The organism is Enterobacillus tribolii, assembly GCF_003363015.1.
Lineage (GTDB): Bacteria > Pseudomonadota > Gammaproteobacteria > Enterobacterales > Enterobacteriaceae > Enterobacillus > Enterobacillus tribolii.
Genome location: NZ_QRAP01000006.1, coordinates 53,670 through 74,653, shown reverse-complemented (window position 1 = coordinate 74,653; position 20,984 = coordinate 53,670). Strand labels below are relative to the sequence as shown.

16 protein-coding genes are annotated in these 20,984 nt (G+C 54.0%); 7 read left to right on the top strand and 9 right to left on the bottom strand.

The features are described 5' to 3' along the window. Positions 1–100 precede the first annotated feature (100 nt). On the top strand, positions 101–3,091 hold the full coding sequence (locus C8D90_RS13510) for a diguanylate cyclase domain-containing protein (RefSeq protein ID WP_115458985.1): 2,991 nt from the start codon (positions 101–103) through the stop codon (positions 3,089–3,091). Here C8D90_RS13510 and C8D90_RS13505 read toward each other — a convergent pair. Together C8D90_RS13505 and alkA are read right to left on the bottom strand one after the other, a co-directional pair. After that, positions 3,088–3,570 carry a methylated-DNA--[protein]-cysteine S-methyltransferase gene (locus C8D90_RS13505; RefSeq protein ID WP_230473019.1) on the bottom strand — a complete coding sequence of 161 codons (483 nt, stop codon included), beginning with the start codon at positions 3,568–3,570 and terminating at the stop codon, positions 3,088–3,090. The two genes, C8D90_RS13510 and C8D90_RS13505, sit on opposite strands and share 4 nt — an antisense overlap. Beyond that, the gene (gene alkA, locus C8D90_RS13500) at positions 3,567–5,042 is read right to left on the bottom strand and encodes a DNA-3-methyladenine glycosylase 2 (protein WP_115458983.1); all 1,476 of its coding nucleotides are present in this window, start codon (positions 5,040–5,042) and stop codon (positions 3,567–3,569) included. The genes C8D90_RS13505 and alkA overlap by 4 nt, the downstream gene beginning before the upstream one ends. Positions 5,043–5,191: 149 nt before the next feature. Here alkA and yegD point away from each other — a divergent pair, with 149 nt between their 5' ends. Beyond that, positions 5,192–6,547, top strand: coding sequence for a molecular chaperone (gene yegD, locus C8D90_RS13495; protein ID WP_115458982.1), 1,356 nt, complete (start codon positions 5,192–5,194; stop codon positions 6,545–6,547). Between the two features lie 6 nt (positions 6,548–6,553). On the opposite strand, the gene C8D90_RS13490 is transcribed toward yegD, so the two are convergent. Then, positions 6,554–7,096, bottom strand: coding sequence for a DUF1003 domain-containing protein (locus C8D90_RS13490; protein WP_230473018.1), 543 nt, complete (start codon positions 7,094–7,096; stop codon positions 6,554–6,556). A gap of 165 nt (positions 7,097–7,261) precedes the next feature. On the opposite strand from C8D90_RS13490, the gene C8D90_RS13485 reads away from it, so the two are divergent. The 4 genes from C8D90_RS13485 (at position 7,262) to C8D90_RS13470 (ending at position 12,456) form a co-directional block, all read left to right on the top strand. Next, entirely contained in the window at positions 7,262–8,152 is an 891-nt protein-coding gene (locus C8D90_RS13485) for a Kdo hydroxylase family protein (RefSeq protein ID WP_115458981.1), read from the top strand. Positions 8,153–8,619: 467 nt separating this feature from the next. Beyond that, entirely contained in the window at positions 8,620–9,990 is a 1,371-nt protein-coding gene (locus tag C8D90_RS13480) for an APC family permease (protein WP_115458980.1), read from the top strand. A 118-nt stretch (positions 9,991–10,108) separates the two neighbouring features. Then, on the top strand, positions 10,109–10,534 hold the full coding sequence (locus tag C8D90_RS13475; protein ID WP_115458979.1) for a GNAT family N-acetyltransferase: 426 nt from the start codon (positions 10,109–10,111) through the stop codon (positions 10,532–10,534). Positions 10,535–11,013: 479 nt separating this feature from the next. Beyond that, positions 11,014–12,456 (top strand): capsule assembly Wzi family protein, encoded by a 1,443-nt coding sequence (locus C8D90_RS13470; RefSeq protein WP_115458978.1) that lies wholly within the window; start codon positions 11,014–11,016, stop codon positions 12,454–12,456. A gap of 135 nt (positions 12,457–12,591) precedes the next feature. Here the strand turns inward: C8D90_RS13470 and C8D90_RS13465 are convergent, their stop codons facing one another. From C8D90_RS13465 to wecA, 4 genes are all read right to left on the bottom strand, one after another. Further along, complete coding sequence (locus C8D90_RS13465; RefSeq protein ID WP_115458977.1) at positions 12,592–14,754, bottom strand: polysaccharide biosynthesis tyrosine autokinase; 2,163 nt, start codon at positions 14,752–14,754, stop codon at positions 12,592–12,594. A 33-nt stretch (positions 14,755–14,787) separates the two neighbouring features. Further along, entirely contained in the window at positions 14,788–15,222 is a 435-nt protein-coding gene (locus C8D90_RS13460) for an arsenate reductase/protein-tyrosine-phosphatase family protein (protein ID WP_115458976.1), read from the bottom strand. A gap of 16 nt (positions 15,223–15,238) precedes the next feature. Continuing rightward, on the bottom strand, positions 15,239–16,378 hold the full coding sequence (locus C8D90_RS13455) for a polysaccharide export protein (RefSeq protein ID WP_115459218.1): 1,140 nt from the start codon (positions 16,376–16,378) through the stop codon (positions 15,239–15,241). Positions 16,379–16,505: 127 nt separating this feature from the next. Further along, positions 16,506–17,573, bottom strand: a complete 1,068-nt coding sequence (wecA, locus tag C8D90_RS13450) for a UDP-N-acetylglucosamine--undecaprenyl-phosphate N-acetylglucosaminephosphotransferase (protein ID WP_115459217.1) — start codon at positions 17,571–17,573, stop codon at positions 16,506–16,508. A gap of 1,107 nt (positions 17,574–18,680) precedes the next feature. On the opposite strand from wecA, the gene nqrE reads away from it, so the two are divergent. Next, complete coding sequence (gene nqrE / locus C8D90_RS13445) at positions 18,681–19,280, top strand: NADH:ubiquinone reductase (Na(+)-transporting) subunit E (protein WP_115458975.1); 600 nt, start codon at positions 18,681–18,683, stop codon at positions 19,278–19,280. Between the two features lie 42 nt (positions 19,281–19,322). Here nqrE and yjjG read toward each other — a convergent pair whose 3' ends face one another. Next, positions 19,323–19,997: a pyrimidine 5'-nucleotidase gene (gene yjjG, locus C8D90_RS13440; RefSeq protein ID WP_115458974.1), complete on the bottom strand. Its 675-nt coding sequence runs from the start codon at positions 19,995–19,997 to the stop codon at positions 19,323–19,325. 47 nt (positions 19,998–20,044) lie between these two features. After that, positions 20,045–20,962, bottom strand: coding sequence for a LysR substrate-binding domain-containing protein (locus C8D90_RS13435; protein WP_115458973.1), 918 nt, complete (start codon positions 20,960–20,962; stop codon positions 20,045–20,047). Positions 20,963–20,984 lie beyond the last annotated feature (22 nt).

The following is a 20,984-nucleotide window of genomic DNA, read 5'->3' as shown; positions in this document are numbered from 1 at the left end:
ACAATTTATTTCTGCCCCGGCTCCGTCCGGCCTGTATGCGGAGCCGCGCGTTTGAGCGACCGGTGTCCGGTATGGCGTTCACAAACCAGAAGGAACCGTTATGGATATCAGCTTCGACTCCCCGGACGCGGAAAAACGACGACCGGTTTTCATGCTGCTCGGCTTCGCCGTTCTCATCTACGCGCTGGCCTTTTTCTGTATCTCCCTGACCCAGCACGCGACGGCCCTGGCCTCGTTGTGGTTTCCCCCTTCGGTCACGATCTCTGTGCTGTTTCATACGCCAAAGCGCCAATGGCCCGCCTTTCTGGCGGTCGCGGCCCTGGCCACCATGCTGGCCAGTTGGAGCCTGCTGCCGCTGTCCTGGCTTTCCGTTCAGCTTCCGCTGATTAATCAGTTCGAAGCATTGACGGGCGCCCTGCTGCTGACCCGCTTGCTGAACCCAGACCATCCGTTTGAAGGGTTAAATGACTGGCTGCGCTTTATCGCCTGCGGCGTTATTTTCGCTCCGCTGCTCAGCGCACTGCCGGCGGCTTTCATCATTGCCGGTCAAGCCCACACCTCGTTCGGCAACGCCTTCGGCGTTTGGTTTATGTCGGAAGCCACCAGCATCATGGCGCTGACGCCGCTGGGCCTGCTCTGCTCCCGTGGCTATCTGGACCGGATAATGAAGCACCCGATGCGGTTCGAAACGCTGGTCACGCTGATCCTGACCCTGCTTTACTGCTATTACGCCATGCGCTATCTGCCGTTTCCGTTTATTTTCGTCATTATTCCCATGCTATGGGCGGCGATTCGTTTGCCGCTCATGGAAGCATTTGTGCTCTTTCTGGCGGTTATTTTTCTGCTGGCCGGTCTGATGGCCTACCACACAATTGAGATCCGTAACTTCTATCCCGGGATCAGCGAGCCGCTGCTGTTCACCCCGTTATTGCTGATTTTAATCCCCAGCGGAACCATGGCGGTATTGATGCGCGCCCTGCGTACCGAACGCCGCCACATCAGCGAAAGCGAGCGGCTGTTTCGTAATATGATCGAATATTCGGCCATCGGTACCGCGCTGGTCGCCCCGGACGGCAAATGGCTGCGGGTAAACCAGGCACTGTGCCAGTTGCTGGATTATCCGGCCGAAACGCTGCAACGTATGACGTTTCAGGACATCACCCATCCGGACGATCTGGAAAGCGATCTCAAGCTGTTGCAGCGGCTTTTATCCGGGGAGATTGACCACTATTCGCTCGAAAAACGTTACCTCAGCAGAAATAAGCAGGTTATCTGGGTGCTGCTGAGTGTTTCTCTGGTACGCGATCCGCACGGGCAGCCGCTGCATTTTCTCTCCCAGGTGAAAGAAATCACCGCCCAGAAAAACAATGAACGCCTGAACCAGGAACTGATGGCCCGCCTGTATGAAGAAAAAGAACGGCTGCACATTACGCTCAACGCCATCTCCAACGCGGTGATCTGCACCGATCAGCATATGTCCGTCACCTTTCTGAACCCGGTGGCGGAAAAAATGCTCGGACTGAGCCGGGAACAGGCGGAAGGCCGTCCGATTGACGAGGTGGTACACCTTTCCGAAGGCGTCGAAGGAAAACGCATCGAGAATCCGCTGCTGTGCCTCGGCGCCGCCCGGGAACACGCCACCGAGGAGGGGTTGATCCTGCACGGCACCGACGGACGATGGTTTGACGTTCAGAGCAACGTTTCCGCCCTGAAAGACGTGAACGGCGAACTGATGGGATGCGTGCTGGTTTTCCAGGACGTCAGCGAATCCCGCGAACTGATGCGACGCCTGTCATACAGCGCCCTGCACGATCCCCTGACCGGCTTGCCAAACCGTACGCATTTCGCCCAGAAGCTGAAGAAGGCCCAACAGCAGGCCATTGAGGAACGGCGGGTGCATTCGCTGGTTTTCCTGGATCTCGATCACTTCAAAAACGTCAATGATTCCGCAGGACATGCCGCCGGAGATGAGTTGCTGCGTCACGTCAGCCAACTGATGCAGTCCCATATCCGCCCCGATGATACGTTGTCGCGCCTGGGCGGCGATGAGTTTGCGCTGATCCTGACAGATATGGCGCTTCCTCAGGCGCAGCGGCTTATCGAAACTCTCGTCGGCCAAATTAATGATTACCGCTTTCATTGGGAGGATCGGCTCTATCGCATCGGCGCCAGCGCCGGGATGACACAGATCTCCTCAACGAACGCCATGCCCGCCCGGCTGATGAGCCAGGCGGACACCGCCTGTTACACCGCCAAGCACAGCGGACGCGGCCAGGTTGTGGCCTATGAGTCCGGGCAAAAAGAAGATGCCACCTCCCCCCTGCGCGTACCGGATGCCGCCGAAATCGACGCCATTCTGGATGTCGGGCTGCTGCAACCACTGCTGACAATCACGGCGCCGCCCGCCATGCCGCACACGGCCGCGTTTTTCATCCTTGAAGCGGAAGCCCGGAGAGCGGACGGCACACAGATCCCGCCGGATTTCTTTTTACGCGCCTGCATACAACATCAGAAACAGAAAGAGGTTGAGCGCCGGTTGCTGGATATCCTGCTGCAACATTACGGCGCCGCGCTGAAAAATATCGGTATCAGTCTGGCGATACCGCTGTCGGCCGTCAGCCTGGCGGATGCGGCTTTTTGCCACGATCTGCTGGCGTTGCTGGATCAATCCGCGCTTCCTGCCAGCCGCCTGCTGTTTATCGTCAAAGAGAGCGTCATCACCGACCATACGATACAACTCAGGGACACGCTGAGCGCACTGAAGGCGAAGGGATGTCGCCTGATCGTCGATGAGTTCGGGCTGAACCTTGGCCTGCTGGATCAAATAAAGAGCCTGCAAATTGATTACGTCATCATTAACCGCTCGCTTATCGCCAACGTACACAGCTCGCAGATGGATGAAGTCATGGTGTCAATTATCAACGGCAGCACCGACCGCAACGGAATTCAAACCATCGCCGGGCCGGTGGATTCAGAGGCCAAGAAACAGACGCTCGGCAGCATTGGGGTGAATTTGATTTTCGGCCCGGTCGCCGGTGCGCCGGCATCGCTTCAGGAGCAACTGCGGCGCGGCTATTTCGGCATCAACTAAGATGCGATCTTGCGTTCATGCTCCAGCAGCCAGGCTTTGCGGTTCACGCCGCCGGCGTAGCCCGTCAGGCTGCCGGAGGAACCGATAACGCGGTGGCAGGGCACCACCACCGACCACGGATTACGGCCGATGGCCTGCGCCACGGCGCGTACTCCGCGCGGATTGCCCAGCCCGACCGCCAGCGCCATATAGGAGCAGGTTTCACCGGCCGGGATCGTCAGCAGCGCGCGCCATACCGATTGCTGGAAGGGCGTCCCCCGCACCGCCAGCGGTAAATCAAAGTCGCTGCGCCCGCCGTCGAAATATTCCCGTAGTTGTTGTTCGGCCCGTTGTGCCAACGGATGCGACGGCGACGGATGATGTCCGGAGAAATCCGGCCAATACTTTTGCCCTTCAAAATAGATGCCGTGAACGTTTTCTTCGTCGAACAAAACGCGCAGCAGCCCCTGAGGCGTCATTACATCATGGTAGTTCATCATGCATCTCCGTTTACGGCCGTTGCAGCCGGTTGTTGTTGCAGCCAATTGTCGTTATGCCACAAATGCAGCGTGGCATAAGCCCGCCAGGGCCGCCAACGCTCCGCATAGCGCGCTATTTTCCCCGGCGTCATGCCGGGAAAACGCTGTTTAATCAGGTAGTCATCTTGCAAAAACGCATCCGGCCAGCTCCAGGCGCGCATGGCGACATAGGTCGCCGTCCACTTGCCGATACCGGGAATGGCCGTCAGTACGGCGATCTGGCCTTCAACGTCCAGCACATTGTCCAGCGACAGCCGCCCTTCACACACCGCGGCGGCGAGTAACACCACGCTGGCCGCACGCCGCAGCGGAATGCCGATGCTTTTCAGTTCTTCCGGCGCGACCTGCGCCAACGTGCGCGCTTCAGGAAACAGGTGAGTGATTTCGCCGAACGGCGTCTCGATCGCCTGCCCCCAGCAGCGGGCCACCTCGCCGGCAAAGCGCGCCGCCATACGCACGCTGACGACCTGGCCGAGGATTGCCCGCACCGACTGCTCGAACGCATCGACACACCCCGGCAATCTTAGCCCCGGACTGTCCGCAGCCAGCTCACGCAGGTCATTCAGGATCGCCTGCGGATCGGCGTCCAGATCCAGCAACTGCCGTACCCGGCGCAGCACCTCCGGCACATGGCGCGTCAGCGCGGGCGCAACCTGAACCCTGACCCGCGATCGTTTTTCTTCCGGGACGACCCTGATCCATCCCCACGCCGCCGTTTCCCCGCTCCCGGCGCGCAGGCTGCGCAGGTAGTGCCCTTCCGCGGTCACGCAGTCCACGCCGTCAACGGCACGCGAGGCAAGAAACCTCATCATCCACGGCCAGTCGTAGGGCGGCCGATAGCTCAGGAACAGCGTCAGCCCGTCATCCTGGCCGGTACTTTGCGTTCGCAGTGACGACGGCGTCATACGGTAACGGGCGCTGAACAACTCATTGAAACGCCGCAGACTGCTGAACCCGGCGCTCAGCGCCACTTCCGCCAGCGGCAGCCGGGTATCCATCAGCAGCCGCTTTGCCTGCAGCAGGCGGCAGGACTGGGCATACTCAACCGGAGAAGCGCCGAAGCTGGCGGCAAAAACCCGCCGCAGTTGTCGATCGGAAATCCCCAGCCGGGCCGCCAGTTCTTCACAGCTATGGCTATTCAGGAAACCTTGTTCAATCAGCCGGATTGCGACCTGAATGTAACGTCCGGAGAGATCGACCACCGACAAACCGGGGGCCAGCTCAGGCCGGCACTTCAGGCAGGGACGGTAACCGTCACGTTCGGCGGCGGCGGCGCTCGGGTAAAAATGGCAGTTTTCCGCTTTTGGCGTGCGGGCGCTGCAAACCGGACGGCAATAAATGCCGGTCGATGAGACGCCGACGAAGATCCGCCCGTCGAATTTGGGATCGCGCGCCTTCAGGGCCGCGTACCACAGCGTTTGATCACCGTTCATTTTTCTCTCCCGTCTGTTGATGTTTACAGTCTACTCCCGAACATCGCCGGCGACTCGCGGATTTCGGACATTAATATTCTCCCGCTTGGTTGCTCCCGTTTGCGCAATGAAGTAAAGTCGCCGCCCTTCATTGGCATGGGGAAAAGAGTATGTTTATTGGTTTTGACTACGGAACGGCCAACTGCTCTGTGGCGGTAATGCGGGAAAATCATCCGCAGTTGCTGCCGCTGGAACAGGGATCGCCGTATCTGCCCTCGATGTTGTGCGCGCCCGTGCGGGAGGCGGTGAGCGAATGGCTCAACCGCTGCCGTAACGTGCCCGCCGGCGACGAAGAAAATCAGGATTTGCTGCGGCGTGCGATGCGCTACAACCGGGAAGAAGACATTCAGGTCAATACGGACAGCGTGCAGTTCGGGCTGAAAGCGCTGGGGATTTATATCGCCGATCCGGAAGAGGTCTACTTCGTTAAATCGCCCAAATCATTTCTTGGCGCCAACGGCCTGAAACCGCCGCAGATCGCGCTGTTTGAAGATCTGGTTTGCGCCATGATGCTGCATATTCGCACGTTGGCGGAAAGCACGCTGCAACAGCCCGTCGATCAGGCCGTGATCGGCCGCCCAATCAACTTCCAGGGGAACGGCGGCGAAGAGGCTAACCGGCAGGCTCAGGGGATCCTTGAACGGGCGGCGCGGCGGGCGGGTATTCAGGACGTGGTCTTTCAGTTTGAGCCCGTCGCCGCCGGACTGGACTTCGAAGCTACGTTACAGGAAGAGAAGCGCGTGCTGGTCGTGGATATCGGCGGCGGCACCACTGACTGCTCCATGCTGCTGATGGGGCCGCGCTGGCGCGACCAGCGGGAACGTCAGTCCAGCCTGTTAGGCCACAGCGGCTGCCGCGTCGGCGGTAACGATCTCGATATCATGCTGGCGTTCAAACGGCTGATGCCGCTGCTGGGACACGGCGGAATGACGGAAAAGGGCATCGCCCTGCCCGCACTGCCTTACTGGAACGCCGTCGCCACCAACGATGTACCGGCGCAGAACGATTTTTACGGCAGCGCCAACGGTCGTCTGTTGCAGGAGTTGGTACGCAGCGCGGCAGAACCGGATAAGGTGAAACGGCTGCTGAAAGTGTATCAGCAGCGTCTGAGCTACCGCCTGGTGCGGGCCGCGGAAGAAAGTAAAATCGCGCTGTCACAGCACCATGAAACAGAAACAGCGCTGGACTTCGTCGCCAACGGCCTGCTTCAGCATCTGAACGAAGCCGAACTGGCGGACGCCATCGCTCAACCGCTGGAGCGGATTCTGGAGCAGGTCAGCGAAGCGCTCAGCGTCAGCGGCGAGACGCCGCAGGTCATCTACCTCACCGGCGGCAGCGCACGTTCTCCGCTGATTCGCCGGGCGCTGGCGCACCGCCTGCCCGGCATCCCCATCGAGGGCGGCGATGACTTCGGCTCCGTCACCGCCGGACTGGCGCGCTGGGCGCAACGGATTTTCAGCGCCTAATCATCGTCAGGCGGGAGGCGTCGCGTCGCCCCCGCCGTTTTCCGGCGCCCTCTCACGGGATAACGCATCCAGCCGTTTGGTCAGCAGATTGACCGCCTCCGTCAGCGCCTGCAGTTCCTTCTCTTTCATCAGATCCAGCTTCTCATGCAGCAGCTCGATTTCCAGCTCTGCTTTCACGTTGATTTCAAAGTCATTTTCGACGCGTTTGCGATCCATGTCGCTTTGCCGGGTCTGGCTCATCATAATGGCCGGCGCGGTATACGCGGCCTGGAAGGAGAGCAGTAAATTCAATAAGATAAACGGATAGGGATCCCAGGCGCCGTGCCCGAACCAGACATTGCCGGCCATCCACGCCGCCAGCAGGATGCTCTGGATGATGATGAACCGCCAGGAACCAATCACCTGGGTAACCCCGTCCGCCATCCGCTGACCCAACGTCAGTTCCGGCGTTTCCTGATGCACATTCTTGTGCGCCAGAATCCGCTCACGCCGAGCACGGTGTGAGGCCTGCAATTTTTCCAGCAATGAATGGTCGATCGTATTCATCATCTTTCTGTTTTCATCCGATTAAAATATTAAACAATTTATAAACAACTTTAATAAACTGTGTTCAAACCCGCCTTCCGCATTTTTTGGTGACGATCGCGGCTCAGCCAGCAACTACATTAGTTGCTGAGTATAAGTCATGACAAAACAGGTGGAGCAGAAAGCGCCATGTCTGCATTACACGCTAATACCGCGATCGTTGAACTGCCTTTCAACCGTTGGGATATCCCTGAACAAAATCCGCAGATCCAGCATTCGCTCGAACTGGGTGACGTGCTTTATTTACCACAGTTGGCTTTTCCCCTGACGAAGAAAGAGCATGAATTGCTCACGCCGGCGCTGGTTTCGCCAAAACGCAAAAACATCAGCTATCAGCCTGAAAAGCAAAACATCAACGGCGTCGCGGACGCGAGCCGGACAGAAGAAGTACAGCAGTTGGTCGATCGCTACTATCGCTGCGCGGTCAGCCTGCTCGGCAGTCTGTTGCCCGGCTACCGCCAGGCCCTGCACAGCCCGACCACCAGCCTGCGCCTGCACCCGATCGCCGCCTGGCGCGCTAATACCTCCTGGCGTAAGGACGATACCCGTCTGCACGTAGATGCTTTTCCTTCACGTCCAACCTATGGCGAGCGCATTGTCCGCGTGTTCAGCAATATTAATCCGCACGGAGAAGCGCGCGTCTGGCGCGTGGGGGAAGATTTCGCCAGCCTCTCTGCCCGTTTTTTGCCTGAACTGAAAGCCTATTCACCGTTCAGCAGCTGGTTGCAGGCGGCTGTAGGCATCACCAAACGCAAGCGCAGCCATTACGATCACCTGATGCTGGAGCTGCATGACAAAATGAAGGGCAGCACAGCGTATCAACAGCGGGGTTTGCAGCAATCCATTGAATTTCCTCCGGGAAGCACCTGGATTTGCTTCTCCGATCAAACGCCGCACGCGGCGATGAGCGGTCAGTTTATGCTGGAGCAAACCTTCCTGTTGCCGCTTGACGCCATGCAGGACCCGCAACTTTCCCCGCTGCGCGTTCTTGAGAACGCAACTCAACAAATACTGATATAACAAATTGAAAATAAATGAGAAAATAAAAACAGCACGAAATGCCTAAAAGATTTGCGCCGCCCCCCTCCATACATCTTGTCAGATGCCCGGCTCTGGGGCAAAATACGCGCCCTGCGAGTAGCCGATGTTTATTGATGACGTCGGTTATTTTTTTGCACCAGAGTTAGCGTTTTGACCACTGAGGCCGGCCCGGAGCCGGACATGATAATCATTATTTTAGCGGCATTGCCGTAACGTTATTGAGGACATTGAGATGGGGCAATCTTTTGCTTTCGCACCGGGCTTCACCGGTATGCGCTGCAGCAGCAGCGACTACGGGGCGGGCGCCGCAACGCCTGTTGACGTTTCTTTTTCCCGTCCTCTTTCAGAATATACATCCAGTTATCTCACGCGACGTTTTCCCGTGACTTCTCCGCTTTGTACGTTGTTTGACCCTACAAAGGCTGAGAACATGGGAGGACTTCGTCATGGCAATTAATACCGCCGCTCCGCAGCAAAACCGCGTTCAACTCCGTAAGACCCTGACCCTGATGCAGGTGGTCATGATGGGGCTCGCCTATATGCAGCCGATGACCATTTTCGATACCTTTGGTATCGTCAGCGGGCTGACCGACGGTCACGTTGCCACCTCCTATGCGATTGCGCTGATCGCCATCCTGTTTACGGCAGTCAGCTACGGCAAACTGGTGAAACGGTTCCCGTCTGCCGGTTCCGCGTATACCTATGCGCAAAAGTCGATCAGCCCGCACGTTGGCTTTATGGTCGGCTGGTCATCGCTGCTTGATTATCTGTTCATGCCGATGATCAACATTCTGCTGGCCAAAATTTATCTGGAAGCGATCTTCCCCGGCGTCGCGCCGTGGATCTTCGTGTTCGGGCTGGTTACGCTGATGACGTTGTTCAACCTGCGCGGCATCAATCTGGTTGCCAACCTCAACACCGTTATCGTGGTGGTGCAGGTTGCCATCATGGTGGTGTTCACCGGGTTGTTGATCCACGGCGTATACGGCGGCGAAGGCGCCGGCACGCTGGTCAGTTCACGTCCGTTTACCTCTGAAAACGCCCACCTGATCCCAATGATTACCGGCGCGACGATTTTGTGCTTCTCGTTCCTCGGTTTTGACGGCATCAGTTCGCTGTCGGAAGAAACCCCGGACGCCGGGCGCGTTATTCCGAAGGCAATTTTCCTGACGGCGCTGATCGGCGGCGTGATCTTTATCGCGGTGTCTTACTTCCTGCAGCTGTATTTCCCGGATATCTCACGCTTTAAGGATCCGGATGCGTCACAGCCGGAAATCATGCTGTACGTTGCCGGTAAACTTTTCCAGTCCGTTATTCTGGTGTTCTCCTGCGTCACCGTGCTGGCTTCCGGTATGGCCGCGCACGCCGGGGTATCGCGCCTGATGTACGTGATGGGCCGCGATGGCGTGTTCCCGGAGCGTCTGTTCGGTTACGTTCACCCGAAATGGCGTACGCCGGCGTTTAACGTGCTGCTGGTCGGTGCGGTTGCGCTGTCCGCCGTCTCGTTTGACCTGGTGACGGCAACGGCGCTGATTAACTTTGGCGCGCTGGTTGCGTTCACCTTCGTTAACCTGTCGGTGATCTCCCAGTTCTATATCCGTGAGCGCCGCAACCGTACGCTGAAAGATACGATCAGCTATCTGCTGCTGCCGCTGCTGGGCGCCGCTACCGTCGGGGTGCTGTGGGTGAACCTGGAGCAAAGCTCCATGACCCTGGGGCTGATTTGGGGTGGGATCGGGTTACTTTACCTGACCTTCCTTACCCGTCTGTTCCGTCAGCCGCCGCCGCAGTACGAAGACGTCGAGATCGCTCAGTAATTCTTTCCGTAAAAAAGCGCCGTAAGGCGCTTTTTTTATGCGCGCTTCATCCCTCATACTGAAGGGAGTATGATTTCGGGCACGACCCGAAATATCCTCCACATGCAGGGAGAAACCCATGTCAGACAACACGGAAGAAATTCGTTATCAGGTTAATACGCCAATCAGCGTTGAGCAGTTCGTTCAGTTGCTGACGGAAACGTCGCTGGGCGCCAGAAGGCCTTTGGAAGATCGCGCCTGTATGGAAGCCATGCTTAAGCATGCTGATTTGCTGATTACGGCCTGGTCAGGCGAAAAGCTGGTCGGCGTGGCGCGTTCCGTCACCGACTTTCACTACTGCTGCTATTTGTCTGATTTAGCCGTTTCCGAAGCCGCACAGCATAAGGGCATTGGTAAAGCGCTCATCGCGCAGACCTGCCGTCAGTTACAGCCGAATTGTAAGCTAATCCTGCTGGCCGCGCCGCTGGCTCAGGAATACTATCCTAAATTAGGCTTCGATAAACATCCCAGCGCCTGGACCATTATTTCCTCCTCGTTCTCCTGATATTTCCCCTTATATATTTCTGATAATAAGGTACGGCAAGCTGCATGCCGTCCTTACTCCTGTTTACTATTATAGCTTTCTTATGATTCAGCGGATAATTGACCTAAATTAGAGTGTAATAAGAATTCACCTAAAGAACAAAACTTAGGAGCATTCACATTTTTTTATTTGTCATTTGTCTCTTTGTGCCTTTTTGCATCGTACGATTCGTAATTTTTCTCAGAACAACCAGCAAAAATAATTAATCACACAGATCAAACCAACAATTCATTCGCAAAACAAATAAAGTTTTATTAAGAATAAATATAAGGTTAATGACCCGCGATATTAAAAATTAGCAAAATATATTTTAATTCCAATGAGAAAATACATAGAGAAATTTAACTATTAAACGAGCGCGGAAAAGTCCGGCCGGCTTTTAACGGGGATAAATAACGTATACTGACTTTCTCTGGCCCTTTTTTCCAGGTAGGGAAGCTATGCCTGAATCTATTTTAAATAAGATAAGTCTCACTGGTGCAATTCCTTTATTCTTTTCTTTCACGGTTTCCGCAGCCGGATTAATCGCACCGGATAATGACTTACGTAATGATCTTGCCTGGTTATCTGACCGTGGCGTTATCAGCGTTAGCCTGTCGACCTGGCCGCTCAGTCAGGAAGAAATTGAGCGCGTGGTTTCACAGGCCAAACAAAGCACGCGCAGCGATCAAATTGTTTTGGATCGCGTTCAACGTCGTTTGAAAGAAATAAAGTCAGATATCCGGATCAGTGCCTATACCTCAACCGATCGCCCCGGTTTGCCGCGCGATTTCGCCAATACGCCTTCCAGCGGCCATGGTCTGGGACTGGCAATCGGCGACAGCGGCGAATTTTGGGACGTCAACGTCCAGGGACGCGTTGAAGGGGATCAGTATATTGATGACGAGTCACGCTGGAATCTGGACGGCTCCTACGGCGCGCTGAAAATCTTCAATCAATGGGTTTCATTCGGTTCCATTCCGCAGTGGTGGGGCCCCGGCTATGACGGCAGCCTGATTCGTTCAGACGCGGCCCGTCCGGTCATTGGCTTCATGATGCAACGCGCCGATCAATCTCCCTTTGAAACGCCCTGGCTCTCCTGGATTGGCCCATGGCAGTACCAGCTTAGCGCCGGGCAGTTAGAGCAATATAGCAGCGTACCGGATACCAAACTCATTGGCGGCCGTTTCACCATGATGCCGACTTCTTTCCTGGAGTTAGGCGCATCGCGCATGATGATGTGGGGCGGAGACGGACGACCGCAGTCGTGGCATTCCTTTTGGGACGCCGCAACCGGAAGCGACAACACGGGCGACGCCAGGAACGATCCGGGCAACCAGTTGGGAGGGTTTGACTTCCGCCTCAAATTGCAGCCGCTGCTGAACCTTCCGCTCAGCGTTTATGGGCAAATCGTCGGTGAAGATGAAGCGGGCATGCTGCCGTCCAAGAATACCTACCTGGTCGGTCTTGAAGGTCACCACGCCTGGGATATGCACCAGATCAACTGGCATATCGAAGGGGCCGATACCCGTTCTGAGTTCGATAAAGAAAATATTATCTACACCCACTTTATCTACAAGGGCGGCTATTATCAGCAAGGGTATCCGCTGGGACATGCGATGGGCGGCGACGGCCAGGCTCTGTCCGGTAAAGTCGAACTGGTGCTGGAAGATGGCCAGCGTTGGAGCACCCGCCTGATGTATGCCAAGGTTAACCCTCAAAGCCAAAGCATCAACCATGCTTTCCCGTATGCTGATACCCTGAAAGGCATTGAGCTGGGATGGGGCTATGACTTCGAAAGCCGGGTACGTTTCAATACTTACCTGTGGTACACCGACAGCAAGCACGGTACGTTTGACGATGTCGGCGCCAGCCTCGGTCTGGAAATACCCATCAGCCTTTAAGCCAGTTTCTGATCCCAAAGCCATCCCAGCAGATGGCTTTATTTTTCCCTGCGATGTACTGGTATTCCCCGGGGTATTCAGCACAAAAAAACAGGCGCCTTTTAGCGCCTGTTTATAACCCGCATTTAACGGAATTTAATCTCCGTCTTTATTACTGCTTTCGTATCTGTAGTGGCTATAATTGCCGTAACTGTATGCCCCGGCAGCCCGCTTCTCAACGGCGTTGAGAATAACGCCTTTGATAGAGATACCGTTTTGCTCGAAACGGTTAATACCAATTTCAATCTCTTTCACGGTGCTCATTTCAAAACGGGCAACCATCAGCGCCGTGCCGGCATAACGCCCCACCAGTGCCGCTTCAGTAACCGCAATGATCGGCGGGGTATCCAGAATGATAAGGTCGTATTCAGTGCTTAACGTACTCAGCAGCGTGCTGAACTGGTTGCTCATCAGCAACTCAGACGGGTTCTGCGGAATTCTTCCGCGCGCGATGAAGTGTAAACCTTCAATTTCCGTCTGGTAAACAATATCCGCAATACCTTTCTGCTCAGCCAGATATTCAGACAAGCCGCCTTTATTCGGCCCTTTGAAGATCTTATGGGTATAACCTTTACGCATATCGCAGTCGATCAACAGCACCCGGCGCCCGGACTGGGCAATAGACGCCGCCAGGTTGGTACTGACGAACGTTTTACCGATTCCCGGCGTGGCGCCGCAGACCATCAGAATGTTGTTTGACGACTCCATCATGACGAAATGCAGGCTGGTACGCAGACCCCTGATCGCCTCAATGGCGAGATCCGTCGGATCGCTCTGGGCGAGCAAGTTATGGCTGCCGTCACTGATAGAATTGCGGCGACTTCTGCGCTTAAACAGCTTCTCCGACAGCGGAATCGCGGCAAAAACCGTGATGCCCAGCTCTTCCAGCTGACCCGGATGCGTAATTCCGCGCTTCAGGAAGTCCCGGATGAAGACAAAAGCCGCAGACAGAATCAATCCGCACAGCACCGCCAACACTACGATCAACCCTTTCTTCGGCTTAACAGCCATTGGCTGCGTCATGGCGCGGTCAATGATGCGTACGTTCCCTACCGTACTGGCCTTATTGATGTTCAGTTCCTGCTGTTTATTCAGCAGAATCATATACACATCCTGCCCGGCCTGTACGTCACGGGTCAGGCGCAAAATCTCCTGCTGCGTTTTCGGCATGGAGCTGACGCGCTTGTTCAGTTTATCTTTCTCTTTCTGCAACGTCGCCCGCTTTTCCATCAATGCCTTATAGGCCGGATGCGAACGGGTATACAGCTTGGAGATTTCCGCTTCTTTAAACGTCAGCTCATTAAGCTGAGACTCGACGGACACCATGGTATCCAGTACGGATTTGGCTTCCAGAGACAGGTCGACGGAATCATTTTGCTGCCGGTATTGGTTCAGCTTATTTTCCGCGTTATCCAGACCTTCTTTAATCTGAGGCAGTTGCTCATTCAGGAATGCCAGGCTTTTCCCCGCTTCTTCAGATTTGCGCTCAACGTTCTGTTGCAGGTAGTTATTGCTGATGCTATTGAGAATTTTGCTGATTTTACTGCGATCTTCGCCCAACAGGCTCAGTTGCAGAATACCACCGTCTTTGGTTTTATCCACGACGCTCAGGTTTTTCAACACACCGTTGACGGCAGACAGTTCATCCATCTTGCTTACCGTAAACGTAGAGTCGCCGTCAGCGCGGATATCAGTGATCAATACGGTAAAACCATCGTGGCTGATCGTTTTGCCGACCTGACCGTTAATTTCAATGCTGTCCGCACTCAGCGTATAATGGCCGTCGGTCTTAACTTTCAGCGCCAGCGCTTGGTTCAGCCATTCATCGGGAACGTCCAGTTTGGAAACCACGACCTGATCCGGTTTTTTTCCCGTCAGTCTGGCGAAGCCTTTACCGACGAGCGGAAAGTATTTTTCCGTAACCTGGATGTCCAGCCCCAGCTCACGCACGGTCTTGCCGATCACCATACGGGAGTTGATCAATTCAATCTCCGGCGCGGATTGCGGACGTGTATCCGGCAGCACATCTGATAGCTTGCCCAGCAGGTTGCTTGATGAACTCTGCTCGATCTGAATTAAAGCGTCGCTTTTATAAATCGGCGTGGAAAACAGCGCAAACAGGATCCCCAAGAAAGCAAACACTAGCGTAGTGATTGCGATGACCCATTTGTTATCGAGCAGTAATCCGACTATCTTTCCTAAATCGATTTCATCACCCTGGCTCCGTACGTTAAAAGCCATGTTCTTTTTCTCCGCCATACTTGCTCGCTATTGCGCTCCCATTTACATCACTTAACGCCGAAGCGCTTTGACCCAACCATCAGCGGAGTCAGATAACTGCTGATAAACCAGTTCGAACATTTCGCGACTTTTGCGATAAGGGTCAGCAATTTCCGTCTGCTGGCACCAGTGACCGAACAGTAGCGTCTTGCCACGGGATTCGGGCACCATCTGCGTGATAGCTTCAATGTGCTTCTTTTCCATCACCAACATCAAATCATACTGGCGGCAAAGCTCCGGCGTCAGCTGACGGGCCGTATGTCCGTCAAGAGAAAGGCCGTTGTCTCCGGCGATCTCAGCCGCCATGGACTCGGCCGGATGTCCGACCAACGCGCCCAACCCCGCGGAATCAATCACTTTTCCCGGCAAGCGGGCACGCAACAGCCGCTCCCCGGTCGGGGAGCGGCAGATATTGCCTACGCAAACCACCAATATTGAATCAAACATCAACTACGCTCAGCCTTTAATCCCAGTTTCTGATATATCTGACCGTTTCGGTCATATCGTGAACGCCGGTAATCGTCGGCACCAACTGGCTGATAACACGGTTCCAGCGCACGATCGGCGCCGTAGTAACATACACAATGTCGTAAGGTTGTAATTGGAACTCCGTACCGAGCACCAATGACGTCGCATCTTTAGCATTCAGCTGATAAATGTTTGCCAGCTTTCCGTCATTGTTGGGAACGCCCTTCAGGGAACGGATCACGAACACGCCGCTGGCGTCGCTCGTCATCTGATTCATGCCTTCCGCATTACCCAGCGCTTCGGTCAACGTCATCCCGCTGCGATCCATACGCAATGTAGACTGTTTCTGTACTTCACCCATCACGAACACTTTCAGCCCGTCATTACGCGGGATATAGAGAATGTCTCCGGGATACAGCAGTTTATTTTGCTTCAGATCGCCATTCTGCATCAGCGCCTGAAGAGAAATACGGGTTTCCTTGCCTTCATGCGTCAGAACGGCATTACGCCAGTCAGCGTTTTCCGTCAGCCCGCCAGCCTGGTTGATAGCGTCGATCACGGTCAACGGTACGTTGGTGATCGGCTGCTGACCAGATTTCTCTACCTCGCCGGAAACATAAACTTTCTGCGAGCGGAACGCCGCAATGCTGACGTCAACCTGAGGGGACTCAATGTACTGCGCCAGACGGCCTGCGATCAGTGAACGAATCTCGGTAACGGTTTTATCCTTTACCTTCAGCTTGCCAACGTACGGATAAAAAATCGTACCATCAGAATGCACCCAGTTGCCGGTATCGCTCGCGCTACGGTATTGACCTGCCGGCGTCGTCAGCTCAGGGTGATCCCATACGGTGACCATGATGACATCGCCGATACCGATACGGTACTCATAGTTTTCCAGCGCTGCGTTCAGTTCCGGATTGGGCTGTGCGACCACCGGCGAAGCGCGCATTTTATCGACGAGTTGAGGGGTAATCGGATAAACGTTTACGATCTTGTTGATGTCAAAGTCCGCATCCTTGGTTTTTACAACATTTTTACCCATCGTGGACAAATGACTACCGGGTGCAATCTTACAGCCAGCCAACAATAACACCACGGATATCAGCGTGAGTGCCATCACGGGTTTTTTCATTTTAATCCCTTGTATTGCCAAGTCATAATCATATGAAAGCCTGCATTCAAAACAACCGCCGGCGACCTGAATCTCCGGCGGTTCCATGCAGAAGATCTTAAATTTGCCACATCGTTATTATCCGTGCTTAATGGCCCACCGGGGAAGAAACCGGCGTCCCCTTCATCGCAGCCGCTTGCGGGCTTCTCCGCAACAATTGAGCCAACACATAAAAATAGCTGACGAACATCAGCAAAAACAACGTAACAGAGAACAATTCGGGTACAGCCATCACATCCAGCCCAATACCGATCAACGCAATAAGCGACGCAAACAGTACCATAACCATCAGGGTCTGACGACCCGTCAACCCGCTCCGCATTAAAATATGATGCAAATGCTCGCGGTCGGGTTTAAACGGGCTGTCGCCGCGGCGGATACGGCGGATCGTGATCGCCGTCATGTCCATCAGCGGAATAGCGATCAACCATAGCGCCGTCGCCGGCGCAATCACCGCCATTTCCCCCTGGGTCGCCATGATCAGCAGCCACAATAAAGTAAAGCCAAGCAAGGTACTGCCTGCGTCACCCATGAAAATTTTAAAGCGGCGACCGAAGACGCCCAGGTTGAAAAGCAGGTAAGGCACCAGCGCCCCAATCAGGCATAAGCACCAGATCGCCGGAACCTCCTGCCCGCCCCGGGAAAAACAAAACGCCAGCGCGGCCAGCGAAACGGCCGTGAGCCCGCCCAACAGACCGTCGATGCCATCAGACATATTAAACGCATTGATGGATGCCCACATGGCGAACAGCGTGATGACGTAGCCGATCACGCCCAGCAGCAGCTCTTCACCGAAGGCCAGATTACCGAGAGAATAGAGGTAAGCGCCATCGACCATCAGCAGAATCGCCGCTGCCGCCTGAGCCGTAACGCGGGGCAGCACCGGCAGATCGAAACGATCGTCCAGAATCCCCACCAGCAACAAGAGGGAAACGCTGAATAGATAGGCCGTGCTATGCGGCGGCAGTTGCGGAAACAGGAAATAGAGGACGCATATCGCCAGATAAATCGCGATACCGCCGACCAGAGGAATATTACCGCTATGCAATTTGCGTTGATTGGGTTTATCAACCAAGCCGATCCACACCGCAACTTTGCGGGCAATCAGAATACCGAACGTGCTACTCAGCAGCGCGGCAATCAGTAAAGAGAACATGATGTACTCATCCATTAATACTGTTGTGATACCAATTCTTCTTTCTGTGTCAGGTATCCGACCATCCTGGTTTTCTGCCTCTGACATAACAATAAGCACTCGCTAAGTTTTCCGCCTGAATAGCGCTGCGCAAACGAAAATGGTGACACATACAAAGAAGCCCGACAATACAGGGAATTTACCACCTTTACGGGGTGTCTGTTCATACAGTATTATCTGATTTACCTATCACCATTGGTTAGCATTACTACTACTTATTGTTTCATAGACAAAAATATTTTCTGATGGTGAATAATAACGCATCCGTTAACTGTAGCCATGTGTAACAATAGTTTCTGCTGAAAGCATTATCTGACCTCACACAGGCACACGCCTCACACAGCCATCAAAGAATCGCTTCAACTGTATAATTCGTTTTATCGCTATCAGAAAAAATTGCGAATATCAATTACGCTTTCAGGGAAGTGACTGATGACGCAAATTATTGCGAATAATCCGAAGCCATAGCATTCCACTCCCCGCCAAGCGACAATCAAGCCTGTATTAAGCCATAATATGCTTAAGCCGACAAGCGACCAGCGCAGGTAGTGCCTAAAATTTGACCCACCCTACCTTTTGCATAAAAAACAATAATTTTCAATTAGTTAAAAATAATCCTAAAAGAACCACGTGAAATTACACGCGCAAAAATCCAGCTATCCTTTACAGCATAACATATTGTTCAAACTTATAATTAGCGTATTAAACCCAGTTAATATCCTTATCAAATTCACAAGATAAGTCTCATAAAATATAAGATTAGTCCGTAGTAGTAAGGATGTAAAATCAAACTATCAAAATACAAGAATAGTCTTAAAGGCGAACATTTTCCATCAAAGAAAACATCAGCCAACATTCAGAGGCGAGCATCCCATGTTCTAAGTAATCTCATTGCTCTTTCATATACTGGCATAACAATCCCTTTGTAATTATTCATCACGAAAATGACAAATGGATTAAATATATAAATTTTATCTATGATCCATCTCAAAATGGAGATGTTTTAGTAGGTTATTCTGCTATAGCCATTACAATCGTAGTCGATGTTTGCTTAAGGAGAAGCCTTCTGTGCTAGAGCAGTACCTGAACATTTTTTTTCGCGCTGTTTTTGTCGAAAACATGGCTCTGAACTTTTTTCTCGGCATGTGTACCTTTTTAGCCGTCTCTAAAAAGATAGAAACCGCTTTCGGACTGGGGCTGACGGTCACCGTTCTGCTCGCCATCGCTACGCCGCTAAACAATCTGATCTACCATAATCTGTTAAAGAACGGCGCTCTGATAGAAGGCGTCGATCTCAGTTTCCTCGATTTCATTACTTTCATCGGGGTACTGGCGGCACTGGTGCAAATTCTGGAAATGGTATTTGAACGCTTTTTACCCGCCCTGCAACATACCCTGGGCGCTTTCCTGCCATTGCTGACTATCCATTGCGCCATCTTCGGGGCGACGATTTTTATGGTGCAACGGGAGTACACCTTCCCCGAATCTTTCGTTTACGGTACCGGGTGCGGACTGGGCTGGATGCTGGCCATTGTGGCAATGGCCGGGCTGCGGGAAAAAATGAAGTACGCGAAGATGCCGGAAGGGCTGAAGGGCCTGGGCTCTGTCTTTATCACTGCAGGGTTGATGTCTTTGGGATTCATGTCTTTTGCTGGCATCAACCTCTGAACAACCGGAACAGACAGCCGCGTCCCGGCGCGGCTACCGGATTTATGCCAACAGCAGTGCCTGTAATTCATTCAACGAGCGGACCTGATAGTGCGGCTCAATGCCCTCCGGCTGTTCAGCGCCGTGGACGTTAACCCAGCAGGTATCAATCCCTGCATTCAACCCGCCCTGGATGTCGGAGTGCGGGTTATCCCCCACCATCAGGATGCGATCTCTCGGCGGGTGATCCATCAGACTGAAAGCATACTCGAAAATCCCCGCATCAGGTTTGGCAATGCCGATCTGCTCAGAAATCACCAGCGGAGAAAACATGTCTTTCAGACCCGTTCTTTCCAGACGCAGGCTCTGTAACTCAGTAAATCCGTTGGTAATAATTCCCATACCAACCTTACCGCACAAAGCGCGCAGCAACTCTTCCGCCCCCGGCAATAAAGTGCAGATATCCGCCATTGCCTGTAAAAACGCGCTGTTCAGATCGCGGGCCGACATGGTCATTTGCTCCGCCCAAGGTTCAAAGCGGGTGGTCTGGAGTTGCAGCGCGTCAATTTTGCCGTTCTGATAATCAACCCACAGCGGCTTGTTGATGGCCTGATAAAACGCATAGTCCTCTTCACTGAACACACGTCCCAGCCGGGAAAACATCAGCTTCAGCCCTTCAAAGGCGTCAAAATTAAACAACGTGTCGTCGGCATCAAAAAGGATCCATTGGTATTTCATCGAACTCACTCTCTAACAATTACCCGCAATGCTCCAGAATAAATCAATTACGCCACAATTTCACCGGAGCCATTGCGGTAGTATTCCATTTCAGCGCGAATCCAGTCGCTTACGGCACGGACTGTCGGGCTTAAGCGCCGCTTTTTCGCCCGCACCAGATAAAATCCCCTGTCGCTGGTAATGCCATAAGGGAAAAGCTCAATCAGCTCGCCGCTCTTCAACTCGGCCTCCAGCAGCAGGCTGCTGCTGAGAACCACGCCTTGCATACGCCGCGCGGCATCGATCGCCAGCAGGGACTGATCGAAATAGATACCCGGCAGCGCGGCGGCAACATCAGCGCTTAACGTCGTAAACGTTTCCAGCCAGCGAGGCCAGTACGGGTGCATCGTGGTATGAAGCAACGTTGCGTTGACCAAATCGTTAACGCTTAACAACCGTTGTTTCCGGCAGTAATCGGGATGGCAATAAAGGCGGTATTCATCATTAATCAGCAATGAAACGTCCCGTTTCATGTCATTACCGTCGAAGTAACGCACGGCCAGATCGATGTCATCCCGCTCAATGTCGACAATCGCGCTGGTCGCATTCAGATGGAGGTCGAGTTGCGGAAACTGGCGCAGCAGCACCGGGATACGGGGAGAAAACCAACGCGCGGCAAACGCCGGCGGCATCGAGATAGCAACGCGCGTTTTTCCGCCTGCGGGTTCCAGCACCCGGCCTGCTTCTGCGATTTGCCGCAGAGCCGGGCAGATTTGCTGGTAATAGCGTTCTCCTACCGGCGTTAGCGTCACTTTGCGCACATCACGGATAAACAGTTCCATCTGCGCCCAGGATTCCAGCCTTTTAATCTGTTGCCCTATGGCGCCGGGCGTAACGTTAAGTTCGGCGGCAGCCTGCATAAAGCTGCCAAGGCGCGCCGCCGCCTCAAACGCCAGCAGGGCTTTCATGGGAGGATAACGTTTCATGGAATAGTTTTTCTATCTTATT

Excerpts from the sequence above, each read along its gene's own strand:
- C8D90_RS13510 (WP_115458985.1), top strand. The coding sequence starts at position 101 with ATGGATATCAGCTTCGACTCCCCGGACGCGGAAAAACGACGACCGGTT.
- C8D90_RS13505 (WP_230473019.1), bottom strand. The coding sequence starts at position 3,570 with ATGATGAACTACCATGATGTAATGACGCCTCAGGGGCTGCTGCGCGTT.
- alkA (WP_115458983.1), bottom strand. The coding sequence starts at position 5,042 with ATGAACGGTGATCAAACGCTGTGGTACGCGGCCCTGAAGGCGCGCGAT.
- yegD (WP_115458982.1), top strand. The coding sequence starts at position 5,192 with ATGTTTATTGGTTTTGACTACGGAACGGCCAACTGCTCTGTGGCGGTA.
- C8D90_RS13490 (WP_230473018.1), bottom strand. The coding sequence starts at position 7,096 with ATGATGAATACGATCGACCATTCATTGCTGGAAAAATTGCAGGCCTCA.
- C8D90_RS13485 (WP_115458981.1), top strand. The coding sequence starts at position 7,262 with ATGTCTGCATTACACGCTAATACCGCGATCGTTGAACTGCCTTTCAAC.
- C8D90_RS13480 (WP_115458980.1), top strand. The coding sequence starts at position 8,620 with ATGGCAATTAATACCGCCGCTCCGCAGCAAAACCGCGTTCAACTCCGT.
- C8D90_RS13475 (WP_115458979.1), top strand. The coding sequence starts at position 10,109 with ATGTCAGACAACACGGAAGAAATTCGTTATCAGGTTAATACGCCAATC.
- C8D90_RS13470 (WP_115458978.1), top strand. The coding sequence starts at position 11,014 with ATGCCTGAATCTATTTTAAATAAGATAAGTCTCACTGGTGCAATTCCT.
- C8D90_RS13465 (WP_115458977.1), bottom strand. The coding sequence starts at position 14,754 with ATGGCGGAGAAAAAGAACATGGCTTTTAACGTACGGAGCCAGGGTGAT.
- C8D90_RS13460 (WP_115458976.1), bottom strand. The coding sequence starts at position 15,222 with ATGTTTGATTCAATATTGGTGGTTTGCGTAGGCAATATCTGCCGCTCC.
- C8D90_RS13455 (WP_115459218.1), bottom strand. The coding sequence starts at position 16,378 with ATGAAAAAACCCGTGATGGCACTCACGCTGATATCCGTGGTGTTATTG.
- wecA (WP_115459217.1), bottom strand. The coding sequence starts at position 17,573 with ATGTTCTCTTTACTGATTGCCGCGCTGCTGAGTAGCACGTTCGGTATT.
- yjjG (WP_115458974.1), bottom strand. The coding sequence starts at position 19,997 with ATGAAATACCAATGGATCCTTTTTGATGCCGACGACACGTTGTTTAAT.
- C8D90_RS13435 (WP_115458973.1), bottom strand. The coding sequence starts at position 20,962 with ATGAAACGTTATCCTCCCATGAAAGCCCTGCTGGCGTTTGAGGCGGCG.